The 13,676-nt window shown below is 68.8% G+C and carries 12 protein-coding genes; 6 read left to right on the top strand and 6 right to left on the bottom strand.

From position 1 onward, the window contains the following. Window position 1: 1 nt before the first annotated feature. Both egtB and CupriaWKF_RS08630 read right to left on the bottom strand, forming a co-directional pair. Window positions 2-1,291: an ergothioneine biosynthesis protein EgtB gene (egtB, locus tag CupriaWKF_RS08635; RefSeq protein ID WP_276100601.1), complete on the bottom strand. Its 1,290-nt coding sequence runs from the start codon at window positions 1,289-1,291 to the stop codon at window positions 2-4. Between the two features lie 154 nt (window positions 1,292-1,445). Further along, on the bottom strand, window positions 1,446-2,066 hold the full coding sequence (locus CupriaWKF_RS08630) for an NAD(P)H-dependent oxidoreductase (protein ID WP_276100600.1): 621 nt from the start codon (window positions 2,064-2,066) through the stop codon (window positions 1,446-1,448). 149 nt (window positions 2,067-2,215) lie between these two features. Here CupriaWKF_RS08630 and CupriaWKF_RS08625 point away from each other — a divergent pair, with 149 nt between their 5' ends. From CupriaWKF_RS08625 to CupriaWKF_RS08605, 5 genes are all read left to right on the top strand, one after another. Beyond that, on the top strand, window positions 2,216-3,163 hold the full coding sequence (locus CupriaWKF_RS08625; RefSeq protein WP_276100599.1) for a LysR substrate-binding domain-containing protein: 948 nt from the start codon (window positions 2,216-2,218) through the stop codon (window positions 3,161-3,163). 170 nt (window positions 3,164-3,333) lie between these two features. Beyond that, window positions 3,334-3,747, top strand: a complete 414-nt coding sequence (locus CupriaWKF_RS08620) for a DoxX family protein (protein WP_276100598.1) — start codon at window positions 3,334-3,336, stop codon at window positions 3,745-3,747. A gap of 68 nt (window positions 3,748-3,815) precedes the next feature. After that, window positions 3,816-4,349 (top strand): DUF4136 domain-containing protein, encoded by a 534-nt coding sequence (locus CupriaWKF_RS08615; RefSeq protein WP_276100597.1) that lies wholly within the window; start codon window positions 3,816-3,818, stop codon window positions 4,347-4,349. Between the two features lie 129 nt (window positions 4,350-4,478). Beyond that, complete coding sequence (locus CupriaWKF_RS08610; RefSeq protein ID WP_276100728.1) at window positions 4,479-7,808, top strand: DNA translocase FtsK; 3,330 nt, start codon at window positions 4,479-4,481, stop codon at window positions 7,806-7,808. A 12-nt stretch (window positions 7,809-7,820) separates the two neighbouring features. Then, window positions 7,821-8,156 (top strand): cupin domain-containing protein, encoded by a 336-nt coding sequence (locus CupriaWKF_RS08605; protein WP_276100595.1) that lies wholly within the window; start codon window positions 7,821-7,823, stop codon window positions 8,154-8,156. Between the two features lie 184 nt (window positions 8,157-8,340). On the opposite strand, the gene CupriaWKF_RS08600 is transcribed toward CupriaWKF_RS08605, so the two are convergent. From CupriaWKF_RS08600 to CupriaWKF_RS08585, 4 genes are read right to left on the bottom strand one after another with little or no spacing between them, the layout of a single operon-like run. Further along, window positions 8,341-8,931 carry a peroxidase-related enzyme gene (locus tag CupriaWKF_RS08600; protein WP_276100593.1) on the bottom strand — a complete coding sequence of 197 codons (591 nt, stop codon included), beginning with the start codon at window positions 8,929-8,931 and terminating at the stop codon, window positions 8,341-8,343. Beyond that, on the bottom strand, window positions 8,928-9,476 hold the full coding sequence (locus tag CupriaWKF_RS08595) for a CMD domain protein (RefSeq protein WP_276100592.1): 549 nt from the start codon (window positions 9,474-9,476) through the stop codon (window positions 8,928-8,930). Before CupriaWKF_RS08595 ends, CupriaWKF_RS08600 begins: the two co-directional genes overlap by 4 nt. Before the next feature lie 26 nt (window positions 9,477-9,502). After that, window positions 9,503-10,963, bottom strand: coding sequence for an NAD(P)/FAD-dependent oxidoreductase (locus CupriaWKF_RS08590; RefSeq protein WP_276100591.1), 1,461 nt, complete (start codon window positions 10,961-10,963; stop codon window positions 9,503-9,505). Then, window positions 10,956-11,954 (bottom strand): LysR family transcriptional regulator, encoded by a 999-nt coding sequence (locus CupriaWKF_RS08585; protein WP_276100590.1) that lies wholly within the window; start codon window positions 11,952-11,954, stop codon window positions 10,956-10,958. The genes CupriaWKF_RS08590 and CupriaWKF_RS08585 overlap by 8 nt, the downstream gene beginning before the upstream one ends. 205 nt (window positions 11,955-12,159) lie before the next feature. Between CupriaWKF_RS08585 and CupriaWKF_RS08580 the strand changes: the two genes are divergently transcribed. Next, entirely contained in the window at window positions 12,160-13,623 is a 1,464-nt protein-coding gene (locus CupriaWKF_RS08580) for a glycine betaine ABC transporter substrate-binding protein (protein ID WP_276100726.1), read from the top strand. Window positions 13,624-13,676 lie beyond the last annotated feature (53 nt).

Genomic DNA, 13,676 nt, shown 5'->3' with positions numbered 1-13,676 from the left:
TTCAGACGTCGTCCGCCAGCCGTACGCCGGTGAACTGCCAGCGCTGGTGCGGATAGAAGAAGTTGCGATAGCTGGCCCGGATATGCGATTCCGGTGTCACGCACGATCCGCCGCGCAGCACCATCTGGCTGCTCATGAACTTGCAGTTGTACTCACCCACGCCACCGGCGCTCGGGCGGAATCCCGGATAAGGCAGGAAGGCGCTGCCGGTCCATTCCCATACATCGCCAAACATCTGGCGCAGCACCCCCGCGGTGTTCTGGCGGTCGGGCAGCGGCCGCAGTACGCGGCCCTCGACAAAATTCCCCGTAGCCGGAAGGTTGCACGCCGCGTGTTCCCATTCCGCCTCGGTCGGCAGCCGCCGCTCCGCCCAGCGCGCAAAGGCATCGGCCTCGAAGAAGCTGATATGGGTGACGGGGCTCTCCGGATCGACCGGATGCATGCCGCGCAGGGTCATGTGCCACCAGGTGCCTTCGCGTTCCTCCCAGTACAGCGGGGCCTGGATGCCTTGCTCGCACACCCAGCGCCAGCCGTCCGAAAGCCATAGCCCGGCGGTCTGGTAGCCGCCGTCGTCAATGAATTCGAACCACTGGCGGTTGCTGACCGGGTGCGAGCACAACGTGTAGGGCTGCAGGAACACCTTGTGGCGCGGCGCTTCGCAGTCAAAGGCAAAGTCTTCGCCGCGATGGCCGATCTCCACCACGCCACCGTCGAAGCCAACCCAGTCCGGGGCCGGGCGCGGGTCCGCCACCGCCGGTTCCAGCAGTTCCGGCGCGAATGCCGGCCGCAGCGGATTCTGCGCGAACAGGTGCAGGATATCGGTCAGCAACAGTTCCTGGTGCTGCTGCTCATGGTGCAGGCCGAGCGTGATCAGGGCCGCTTCGGCATCGGTCTGGGCGGCGCCGAGCAGGCTCAGCATCGATTCGTCCACCGCCTCGCGATAGGCGAGGATCTCATCCAGCGACGGCCGCGTGAGCAGGCCGCGGCGCGGGCGCGGATGGCGCGGGCCGACGGATTCGTAATAGGAGTTGAACAGGAAGCGGTAGGCGGGGTCGACCGGCTCGTAGCCTGGCACGCGCGCGGCCAGCACGAATTCCTCGAAGAACCACGTGGTGTGGGCCAGGTGCCATTTGGCGGGGCTCGCGTCCTCCATCGACTGCACCGTGGCGTCGGCGTCCGACAGGTCCGCGACGATGGCCTCGGTCGCGGACCGGATATGCCGGTACAGCGACAGCAAGGCGGGTTCGTGGGGCGGGTGGATGGCGGCGGCTGGCAACAGGGCTGAAGTCATGCGGGCTCCCGGGATCGGTCGATGACTGGGCGAAGGACGCGGCTGGCCGTGGCAGGCTGGCCAGTGACGTCGCCAATGGCACGCGGGGCGCCGTAGCGCCCCGCATCCATCATAGACCCGATCCGCCGCCGGGGCGAGCCGGTGCCGCCGGCGCTCAGGCCGCCAGGCGCGCGCCGTCGTTGAGCGCGGCGATCTCCGTGCGGGCGCTGCTCAGGCCGGCTTCGCGAGCGTCCGGACCCATGGCCAGGCCGTGGGCGCGCACGTAGGTGATGTCGGTGATGCCCAGGAAGCGGAACACCACGTCCACGGTCTTCTCGTGCAGGTCCAGTTCATTGGCGTCCTGGCGCACGCCGCCGCGCGACGACACCACGATCACGCGCTTGCCGCCGGCCAGGCCAACCGGGCCGGTCTCGGTGTACTTGAAGGTACGGCCGGCCTGGGCGATGCGGTCGATCCAGGCCTTGAGCTGGCTCGGGATGCCGAAGTTGTACTGCGGCACGCCAACCACCAGCACGTCCGCGGCCAGGAACTCGGCCAGCCAGGTTTCGGTGCGCTGCAGTTCGGCTTCCTGCACGGCGTTCAGGCCGTCCTTCGGGCCGCCCAGCACGGGCAGCAGGTTGCCGGACAGGTGAGCGGGAGCATCCTGGTCCAGATCGCGCACCGTCACCTTGGCGCCGGGGTTGGCGGCGACCAGGTCGGCCACCACGCTGGCGGTCAGGTTGCGGGAAACGGAATTGCCACCAAGGACGCTCGAATCGATCTGCAGGATGTTCATGACTTTCTCCACGAAGGGGCGGTTGCGATGGAGGAAATTTAGCGGCTGGCCATTGGTATCGGTAGTAAGGCAAAATGCAAATAATTGTTCTATTCATGCAACGGCCCGCGCGGCGAGGCTGACGCGCCGTTGCACAGGCGGAGGCCTTCATGCAGGACCTGAACGATCTGTCGCTATTTGCCCAGGTGGTCGAGCACGGCAGCTTTTCGGCGGCCAGCCGTGCCACCGGCATTCCCAAGTCGCGCCTGAGCCGGCGCATCGCACAGCTGGAACGCGATCTCAATGTGCAACTGCTGCGCCGGACGACGCGCCAGGTGCGCGTGACGCCGCTTGGCGAGTCGTTTTACGAGCGTTGCCGCGCCATGCTGAACGAGGCGGATGCCGCACGCGAAGTCATCGAGCAGGCGCGCGACCAGCCTGGCGGCACGCTGCGCGTGAGCTGTCCGGTGGCGATTGCGCAGATCCTGCTCGCACCGGCCATCGGCCATTTCATGCGCGCCAACCCGGCGGTGCGCATCGAACTGGAGGCCACGAACCGGCGCGTCGACCTGATCGGCGAGGGCTATGACCTGGCACTGCGCGTGCGCGAGGTGCTGGAAGATTCCAGCCTTGCCGTGCGCACCTTCGGCGAAAGCCAGCTCATGCTGGTGGCCAGTCCCGGCCTGCTCGACAGCATCGGCCGGCCACGCACGCCGCAGGCGCTCGATGGCATGCCGGGCGTCGGCCAGAAGCCGCACGACGGCAAGCATGTCTGGATCCTTGGCTGCAAGAGCGGCGAGACCATCCAGATTGCCTATGACCCGCGCCTGGTGACCGACGAGTTCGCCCTGCTGCGCGAGGCGGCCATTGCCGGCATTGGCGTGGCCATGCTGCCGCGCATGTACTGCCGCGATGCCATCGACAGCGGCGAACTGGAACTGCTGCTGCCCCAGTGGGAAATGCCCGTGGGCACGCTGCACGCGGTATTCCCGTCGCGCAAGGGCGTGACCCCGGCGGTGCGGCGCTTCCTGGATTTCCTCAGCGAGATCCTGCCCGAAAACGCGCGCAAGGTCGGCATGCACGAGGCCAGGCAGCCAGCGATGCACCGCCTGGTCTGACGGCACCGGCGCAGGACGCCTGTGCCGGTCTTGCGCCTTTACCTTCACGCCGCCGCGCACTAAGGTACATGGGCGAGCCCCGTGCGTGCGGGCGAAGCCGCTTGGCCGTGCCAACGGCCGGCACGCTTCCCGGGAGCTCCGACTGTTCTCAACCGGCAAGGAGGATGGCCATGAGCGGCTCTCAGGGTTCGCAGGACTTGGGCAAGGCGGTGTTGCGCATTGTGTTGGGGGTGCTGATCCTGATGCACGGCATCGCCAAGCTGAAGGGCGGCGTGGGCTTCGTCGAGCAGACCGCCACGCAGGCCGGGTTGCCCACGTGGACCGCTTACGGCGTCTATATCGGCGAAGTCGTGGCGCCCGTGTTGCTGATCATCGGCTTGTGGACGCGGGTTGCGGCGCTGATCGTCGTTGTGAACATGCTGTTCGCGGTCGCGCTGGTACACACGAAGCAGATCGGCATGCTCAATGAAACCGGCGGCTGGCAGCTCGAACTGCAGGGCATGTACCTGGCGGCTGCGCTGACGCTGATGCTCATCGGCGGGGGCCGGCTGGGCGTGGGTGGTGCTGGCGGCAAGTGGAACTAGTCGCTGCCGCCGGTTCCGGGAGACGTCTCGTGGATATTCGGAGAAGCAGAGCGACAACGGCTGTTGCCATGGCTTCTGTGGTGGTGGCGGCTTGTGCCAGCGCGCCGGACATCAAGACCGACTACAACCGCAGCGTGGATTTCGGAGCGTACCGCAGCTTTGGCTTCGTGAAGAACCCGGGCACGGACCGGCAGGGCTACGAAAGCCTGACGACGCAGTACCTCAAAGGCGCCGTGCAGCGCGAGATGACGTCGCGCGGCTACCAGTACAACGCGCAGTCGCCCGACCTGCTGGTCAACTTCAATGCGCGCACGCAGGAGAAGGTGCAGGTCTCCCCGGCGCCGCCGCCAATGACGGGCTATTACGGCTATCGCGGCGGACTCTATGCGCCGTGGCCGGGCTACGGCTTCTACAACGACGTGTACACGTACACCGAGGGCACGCTGAACATCGACCTGGTCGACCGCAAGGACATGAAGCTGGTCTGGGAAGGCGTCGCCGTGGGCAGCGTGGACGCGAGCGACCAGTCCAATATCCAGCAGCGCATCGAAAAGGTGGTGGCGCAGATTTTCGCCAGGTACCCGTTCCGCGCCGGACAGTAGGGCAGGGCGTTCTGTTGCCGCCACGCAGCGCTTACGAATACTTGCGTTTTATTGCGCGGCCCGGGGGCATGGCCGGTCGCCTTAACCGCTACAATCGCTGCCCGTAGTCTTGAACGTGGCATGGCGATCATGGGATTTGGCTGGTTCGGATTTTCGACTCTCTGGCTGGTGCCGCTGGTATGGCGGTTCTTCGGTGGACTGCTTGCGCGCGAGCGGCGCCTGTCCGGTCCCGGCTCGCTGCGGGTCTGGCTCGGCACGCTGATCGTGCTGTGCGCGAGCGCCTCGCTCGAAGCCCTGACCGGCGGCGAGGGCGGAACCGCGGGCGGCTCGGCCGGGCGCGCGCTCGGCGGCATGGTCGCCAACCTGTTCGGCTGGACCTCCGCCTTGCTGCTGATGCTGGGCGTGCTCGCGCTGGCCGCGCCCATGGTATTTGGCGAAACATGGCGCGGCCTGTTCCTGCTGCGCAAGCCGCGCGGCGCGCCGCGCGCCGAAGAAGAGCCCGCCGAGTTCGTGCCGACCCAGCCGATGCGGGAAGCGGAGCGCCGCGAAACCACCTCGCACGGCAGTGCCGCGTCCGGCAGCTGGAACGCGCCATCGGGGCGCCACCGCAGTTTCGAGGCGATTTCCGCGCGCCGACAGCCCGCCTGGCAGCCGCCGCCGCGCACGCGTGAATCGCCGCCGCAGCCCGGCGAGATCTGGTTGCATCATGCCGAATCGCCGGGTGCGGTGAAGCCGCCCTCACGCCCGGCGGCGCCGCCTGTCACCGAGACGGCGCCGCCGCGCGCCGCGCAGACGCCGCCACCGCGTCGCCCGATCAGCCTGCAGGCCGCAGCAGCAGCGGCGGCGGCATCGACACCGACTGCCGCCGCATCGCGACCCGCCGCGCCTGCGCGTGCCACGGCGACCAGCAACCCGTCCCGTCCGCCGCAGCCCATCGTGCGTTCGGCCATCACAACCTTGCCTGAAGCCTCGGCCGTCCGGGCACCGGCAAAGGCCGCGGTGGCGGTCGTGTCGACAGCGCAGGCCGTGGCTCCAGCCCCGCAAGTCCGCGCCGGTGTGCCCGAAGCCACTGTGGTCGCGGCACCGCGCGCCGCGGCAGCCGCCGCGCCGGCCGAAGCGACGGCTGACGTGACCGTTGCAGTGGCCGAGCCGGTAGTAGTCGAAGCACCTTCGTCGCTGGATCCGGCCGTCGAGCCCGGCGCGCAGACCGTCGATGCAGACGGGTTTGACGCGGACGAGGCCACGCTCGAAGCCATCCGCGAGGAAGCGCTGCAATTGCTGGCCGAGTTGCAGACGCTGTCACGCAAGGCGGTAAGCCTGCAGCCCGGTGGCGACGGACAGGTGCCCGCCGCGCCGGCGGCCGAAGTACCGGCGCCGGAAATGACGAGTCCCGCGGAACCTTCATCAGGCACCGACCTCGCCGTTGAAGCCGAAGCCGAAGCCGAAGCCGAAGCCGAAGCCGAAGCCGAAGCCGAAGCCGAAGCCGAAGCCGAAGCCGAAGCCGAAGCCGAAGCCGAAGCCGAAGCCGAAGCCGAAGCCGAAGCCGAAGCCGAAGCCGAAGCCGAAGCCGAAGCCGAAGCCGAAGCCGAAGCCGAAGCCGAAGCCGAAGCCCTCGTTGAGGCCGATGCCGACGCCGAGGTCATTGCGGAGCCCGCGCCGGAGGCCGTGCCAACCTTTGTCATGGAGGACGGCCCGCTTTCCGAATCCGGGACCGATGACGCTTCCGAAGCGGAAATGCTCGTCGATGCCAACGCACTGCTGGGGGCATCGGAAACCGGGCCGGCGTCGGTGTCCGAACCTGAGCCGGTGCCTGAGGCTGAGCCCGAGCCGGCGCCCGTCATGCCCGCAGCCAAGCCGCGCATCGTGTTGCAGGCCGTGGTCGGCAAGACGGTTGCACTGAACGCCCGACTGGCTCAACCGGCTCAACCGGCCCAGCCGGCGCCCTTGGCGCCGCCTCCCGCGCCGCGGGTCATGGTCGACTACCGCCTGCCTCCGGCCGAATTGCTGGAGGGCGCCGTCGACCAGGCCGAGCGGGTATCGGAGGAAAGGCTGCGCGAGACCAGCGACCTGATCGAGCAGCGCCTGTCGGAATTCAAGGTGCCGGTCGCCGTGGTCGGTGCCAGCGCCGGTCCGGTGATCACGCGCTTTGAAGTCGAGCCGGCCATGGGCGTGCGCGGCGCGCAGGTGGTCGGGCTGATGAAGGACCTGGCGCGCGCGCTCGGCGTGACCTCGATCCGCGTGGTCGAAACCATTCCCGGCAAGACCTGCATGGGCCTGGAGCTGCCCAATGCGCGCCGGCAGATGATCCGCTTGTCCGAGATCGTGCGCGCGTCGTCGTTCCAGTCGCACAGCTCGCGCCTGGTGCTGGCGATGGGCAAGGACATCACCGGCCACCCGGTCGTGACCGACCTGGCCCGCGCGCCGCACCTGCTGGTGGCGGGCACCACGGGCTCTGGCAAGTCGGTCGCGGTCAACGCGATGATCCTGTCGATGCTGTACAAGGCCACGCCCGAGGATGTGCGCCTGATCATGATCGACCCCAAGATGCTGGAGCTGTCGGTCTATGAAGGCATTCCGCACCTGCTCGCGCCGGTGGTGACCGACATGAAGCAGGCCGCGCACGCGCTCAACTGGTGCGTGGGCGAAATGGAGAAGCGCTACCGGCTGATGTCGGCCCTGGGCGTGCGCAACCTGGCCGGCTACAACCAGAAGATCCGCGCGGCCGAGGCGGCGGAGCAGAAGGTGCCCAACCCGTTCTCGCTGACGCCGGACGCGCCGGAGCCGCTGTCCACGCTGCCGCTGATCGTGGTGGTGATCGACGAGCTGGCCGACCTGATGATGGTGGCCGGCAAGAAGATCGAGGAACTGATTGCGCGGCTCGCGCAGAAGGCGCGTGCCGCGGGCATCCACCTGATCCTGGCCACGCAGCGTCCGTCGGTGGACGTGATCACCGGCCTGATCAAGGCCAATATCCCGACGCGCGTGGCCTTCCAGGTGTCGTCCAAGATCGATTCGCGCACCATCCTCGACCAGATGGGCGCTGAAAGCCTGCTGGGGCAGGGCGATATGCTGTTCCTGCCGCCGGGCACCGGCTACCCGCAGCGCGTGCATGGTGCCTTTGTCGCCGACGATGAAGTGCATCGCGTGGTCGAGCACTGGAAGCAGTTCGGGGAGCCGGACTACGACGAGGCGATCCTTGCTGGCGATGCCGCCGAGGCCGGCGCCAGCGACCTGTTCGGCGAGGGCAGCGGTGACGGCGAAGCCGACCCGCTCTATGACGAAGCCGCGGCCTTCGTGCTCAACACGCGCCGCGCTTCGATCTCCGCGGTGCAGCGCCAGCTTCGCATCGGCTACAACCGCGCGGCGCGGCTGATCGAGCAGATGGAAGCCGCGGGCCTGGTCTCGCCGATGGGCCGCAATGGCGCGCGCGACGTGCTCGCGCCCGGACCCGCCGACTGAAACGGAGCCGCGATGGATCTCAAGCAAGGCAACCTGTTCGCGGACGTGCCAGCCGGGTCGCCGGACGAAATCTTCCAGTCCCTGCTGGAGCGGCCTGGCCTGAAGATCGAGCGCATCGTCTCCAACGGCCAGGCCAGCCCGCCGGGCTTCTGGTACGACAGTCCGCAGGATGAATGGGTGCTGCTGCTCAGCGGCAGCGCCGGCCTGGAGTGCGAGGGCGACACGGCCCCGCGCGTCATGCGCCCGGGCGACTGGCTGCACCTGCCGGCGCATTGCCGGCACCGCGTGGCATGGACGGACGCCGCCGCACCGACCGTCTGGCTGGCGGTCCATTGCCAGCCGGCGTAACGCCGTCGGCGTGCTGGCCCCGACGGCCTCGCCGGCTACGCCGGCGAAACGGCAGCGCTTGCCAAGCACGACGAGCCAGTCACCACCACAAAGCCTCTGTCGGCTACGCCAGCGAAACAGCGGCGCCTGCCAAGCACGAAAAACCCAACCCAATCCCCGCAATCCGGCGAAGAACCTGAAAAACTCAGTCACCCGCCGGAAACACCGGCTCCCCCAGGTTCAACATCAGCCGGTTCGCCCAGGCAAAGATCGCCACGGAGTGAATCAGATCCAGGATCTCGGCATCGCTGATGCCGGCCTCGCGCAGCGCCGCCAGGCTCTGCGGCGAGACGCCCGCCGGATTCTCGGTCAGCTCGATCGAGAACTTCGAAATCGCCTGTTCCCGTTCGGTCGTACCGGCCGTGCGCGGATCGTCGAACACCTCCCTGATCACGTCATTGCGCTTGGCCAGCTGCTCGAAGCGCTGCGCATGCACCGACGCGCAATAGACGCAGCCATTGAGGCGCGACACCACGGTCGTGGCCAGCTCGCGCTCGGCGCGCGGCATGCCGCCGGGCGCGTACATGATCGCGTTGAACGCCGTGGAGCGCTGGCGCAGGATCTCGGGCTGGTGCACCAGGAACCGGTAGTAGTCCTGCACCCTGGCCTTGGGATGGCTCTCGTCGAGCACGGCCATCTGTTCCGGCGTGGCCTGGTCCAGCTCGACGACATCGAGCCAGGCCTTCCAGTCCAGCACTTCGTTGGTAAAGCCGTGGGCTTTGATGATCTCGCTCATGCCTGTGCTCCTGCGTTGTCGTTCAGTGCCTTCAGGGCATCCAGGCCGGCTACCAGGCGCACCTGGTAAGACAGGAAGGCAATCAGCTGCGCCAGCGTGACCACGGCGGGCGTGCTCAGGCCTGCGGCGGGCAGCGCCTGGAGCGCGGCCCGATCGCCTTCCACGGGCTTTTCGATCAGCGTGCGCGTGAATGTGAGGATGGCGCGCAGACGCGGGTCGGCTGAATCGGCGGGGCTGCCTTGCGCGGCGGCGGAAATGGCCGCGGCATCGACGCCGGCCGCGACCAGGCGCGCATGATAGTGGTCCGCCAGTTGGGGCGACGGCGTAAGCCGCGCGGCATAGCACGCGGCCAGCAGGCGTTCGGCCAGCGTCAGGCCGGGCAGGGCCGGATCGAACAGGGCGTCATAGCTGCCCTGGGTGGCAGCCACCACCTTGTCGCGCTTGTGGCGCAGCGCGTGCGTGGCGCTGCCGGGCCGCAGGCCGGTGATGGCGTCGATCAGGTCCGGCGGCGTGGCGCCGGCGTCGGGCGTGGGGGCTTGGCTCATGGTGGTTGTCACGGTTCGGGTTGGATTCAGGATTCCAGCGCGGGCGGCGGCGCCGGCACCCATTCGTCGCCGAAGACTTCAGGCTCGGCATAGGCCTGCAGCGCGGCGTAGTGCAGTTCAACGTCTTCCTGGTACAGCAGGCCGGCAATGCCCTGGCCCAGCCGCCTGGCACCATCGCTGATGGCCGGGATGTCGCCGGACACGGTGCCGTGCGAGAGCGCGGCCGGATAGCAGAACGCATGGATGCGCGACAACCCCGGGCAGCAGCCCGGCGTCTTCTCCTGCAGTTCGAACGCGGGGCCCAGGTCGGGCGAATCGGACAGCTCGCCATCCTCCTGTCCCGGCCGCGGCGCATGGCGGTCGCGCCAGAAGCGGATCTGGGGCGCGAACGCGGCGAACTCCGGGCGGGTTTCCAGCGCAATGCGGAATCCTGTCGAGAAGATCAGGAAATCCAGTTCGAACACACCCTTGGGCGTGCGCACGCGCAGCACGTCGCCGTCCACGTCGATGGCGTCAAGCGCGCAGTCCAGGTTGAAGCGCGCATTGGGGTGGCGCGATACGCGCAGCGTGCTGCCGCGCGGCGGCGGCACCTGCTGGCTGTTGATGTAATGGCGCAGGCGCCATTTCCATTCATCCGTCAGGCCATAGTGGCCGTGCGTCAGACCGGGATTGCCGGCGCCCTTGCTCTTGTTGACGCGCGGAATGTCCGCGCGGCGGATCAGCAGGTCCACGCTTGCGGCGCCGGCTTCCAGCGCGGTGGCGGCGCTGTCCATGGCCGAAGCCCCCGCGCCGACCACGCCCACGCGCTTGCCGCGCAGGCGGCCGTAGTCCATCGCATCGGACGAATGCGCCCACAGCGCGCGCGGCAGTCCCTCGGCGACCGGCGGCACGCAGGCGCCGCCCAGTCCGTCGCGGCCGGTGGCCAGCACCACGCGGCGGGCCAGCACGGTACGCGCTCCGTCGGGCGTGGTCATCGACAGCGCGACCAGGCCGTCGGCGCGCGGCAGCACCTGGTCGACACGGTGGTCGTTGCGGATATCGAGCCCGAGCACCTGCCTGTACCAGCGCAGGTAGTCCATCCATTGCAGCCGCGGAATCTTGTCGAGCGCTTCCCAGGCTTCGCCGCCGTACTGGGCTTCAAACCATGCACGGAAGGTCAGCGCCGGCAGGCCCAGCGCAGGGCCCGTGAGTTGCTTGGGCGAGCGCAGGGTCTCCATGCGGGCGGTGGTGGCCCACGGCCCTTCAAAGCCGGCGGGCGACTGGTCGAAGGCGCAGGCCGGGATGCCCAGGTGCTTGAGCGTGGCGCTGACGGCCAGTCCGGCCATGCCGCCGCCGATCACGGCAACATCGAGCACGGCCTGCCCGCCGTGGGTGCGCGGCATGGTCCAGGCCTTGGCGGGCAGTTCCAGCCAGGCCAGGTCCTGGCGCAGGCGCGCTTCGAGCGCGGCCAGGCCGGCCTGGCCGCGTGCGTTGTCGGTATCAGTCATGGCTCGGGGGTTCAGTATCTTCGGTTGGGGCGGCGCCGTCGCCGTACAGGGACTGGAGCAGGGCGCCATGATCGGCCGGATCGCGGCGGACAAAGTCGGGCAGCAGCGTGGCGGACGCCTCGGCCAGGACATCGACCAGCCCCAGCACGACCGCGCTGGCCGGACGCGCCTGGGGCGTGATCACGCCGAAATAGAACGGGATGTCCGCGTCGACAGGGCGCACGGCAATATCGGTCAGCGGCAGGCCGCGCGCGGTCACGGGTTCGAGCACGGCGATGCCGAGCCCGGCGCGTACCAGCGTCAGCGCGTTGATCGAGGTATTGGTGTCGATCACGGCAGCCGCACCAATGCCTGCGCCGGCAAACGCGGTATCGGTGCGGCGCCGCAGCCGGTACGGGTTCTGCATGGTGACGATGCGGCGTTCGCGGCAGTCGGCCAGGCGAACGGTCTCGCCAGCCGCGAGCGGGTCGTCCGCGCGCATGGCCGCCACGCACGCGGCCTGCCCGATCCAGTGGACGTTCACGCCACGGTGCTCCAGCGGCAGGCTGTTCAGGCCGATCTCGGCGGCGCCGGTCAGCACCGCATGCACGACCTGTTCGGGCGATACGCTCCGGACCTCCACGCGCTCGGGCGCGCACAGTCCGCGCGCAAAGGCCAGTGCGAGCGCCGCGGGCAGCAAGCCGGCCGACAGCGCGGGCGTGGCGGCAATGCGCAGCGGGCGGCCGTCGCCTCGCGCCAGCGCCGCGGCGCGGTTGCGGATCTGCTGCAAGCCGGCCAGCGTCTGCTCGACCTCGTCATAGAGCAGGAATCCCTGCTCGGTCGGGCTGACGCGCGGACCGCTGCGCGTGAACAGCGCAAAGCCCAACTCGCCTTCGAGTTCCTGGATGAGACGGGTAATCGCCGGCTGCGAACGGCCGAGCAAGCGGCCGGCAGCGGTGATACTGCCGGTCGTGACGACCGCTGCAAAGGCTTCCAGTTGCCGGATCTCCATTTGGGGGCGGATGGCTTTGTATGCGATTTACGAATTCTGTGCTGTCAAGCATGCGAATGGCAAATACTATTTGGCTATGACGTCATGCGCACGCCTATGATGTAGAGATGCCGGATGCACATCGGCCGCCCACAGGAGTGACGTCTTGTTCGCCTTCCCTCGTACCGGCGTTCTTGCGGGCGCGGCAGCCTGGCTTGCCGGCCTGTTGCTGGCGCTCGCACTGGCGGGTACGTGCAGCGCACAGGGCGCCGGTACCTTGCGGGTCGGGTCCAAGCGCTTTACGGAGTCCTACATCCTCGGCGAAGTGCTGACGCAGGCGGCCGGAGAAGCCCGCCACCAGGCCGGGCTCGGTAACACGGCGATCGTCTTCGAGGCACTGCGCGCCGGCAGCATCGACCTCTATCCGGACTACACGGGCACGCTCGCGAGCGAGATCCTGAAACTGCCGCCGGGCGCGACGCTGGAGCAGATCAACCAGGCGCTGGCGCCGATGGGACTGGGCGCGGGCATCGCGCTGGGTTTCGAGAACACCTATGCGCTGGCCGTGTCGGACGCGCATGCCGGCGGCTTGCGGCGGCTGAGCGACCTGGTACGGCAGCCGCGGCTGCGGCTGGGCCTGTCGCACGAATTCCTGGGCCGGGCCGATGGCTGGCCGGGGCTGGCCCGGCGCTATGGGCTGCCGCAGCTTCCGGTCGGGCTGGATCATGGCGTTGCCTACGAGGCGCTGGCGGCCGGGCAGGTCGACGCGATCGATATCTATTCCACCGACGCCAAGATCCGCAAATACGGGCTGCGCGTGCTGGAAGACGATCTGCACTTCTTTCCGCGCTATGACGCCGTGGTGGTCTACCGGCTGGACGTGCCGCGCCGCTTTCCGGCGGCATGGCAATCCTTGCAGTCGCTCGCGGGGCGCATCAGCGCGGCCGACATGGTGGCAATGAACGCGGCCGCGGAGATCGACGGGCAGTCTTTTGCGGCGATTGCACGCGGCTTCCTGTCCGGTAAGGCGGCGCAGCGGTCCGGCCGTGGCGGCCTGATGCAGGCACTGCTCGGTCCCGACACGCTGCGCCTGACGCGCCGCCACGTGGGCCTGGTGGCGGGTGCCGTGGGGGCTGCCACGCTGGCGGGCATACCGCTGGGCATCATATCGGCGCGGCGCCGGCGCCTGGGGCAGGGCGTGCTCGGCATGGTCAGCGTGCTCCAGACGGTGCCGTCGCTGGCGCTGCTGGCGATGCTGATCCCGCTGCTGGGCCGCATCGGCGTCTGGCCGGCGATGGTGGCGCTGTTCCTCTATGCGCTGCTGCCGATCGTGCGCAACACCTGCACGGGGCTGCAGCAGGTGTCCGCCGGCATGCGCGACGCGGCACGCGCGCTGGGGCTGCGCGACCTGCAGGTGCTGCGCTACGTGGAGCTGCCGCTGGCGCTGCCGGTGGTGCTGGCCGGCGTGAAGACTGCGGCCATCATCAGCGTGGGCACCGCGACCATTGCCGCATTCGTCGGCGCGGGCGGCTACGGCGAGCGCATTGCCACCGGGCTGGCGCTCAACGACACCGTGCTGCTGCTGGCCGGGGCGATCCCCGCCGCGGTGCTGGCCCTGGTGGTGCAGGCCGGGTTCGAGGCGCTGGAATGGGCGCTGCGCCGGCGCGGTCGCGGCGGCCCGCCGATCTGATATGCAAGAATTTCCGATATCTGATGCTGTCATGTTCCGCCGCCGGCGCCGAT

Source organism: Cupriavidus sp. WKF15 (assembly GCF_029278605.1).
Taxonomy (GTDB): Bacteria; Pseudomonadota; Gammaproteobacteria; order Burkholderiales; family Burkholderiaceae; genus Cupriavidus.
This window is presented reverse-complemented; position numbering and strand designations above follow the sequence as displayed.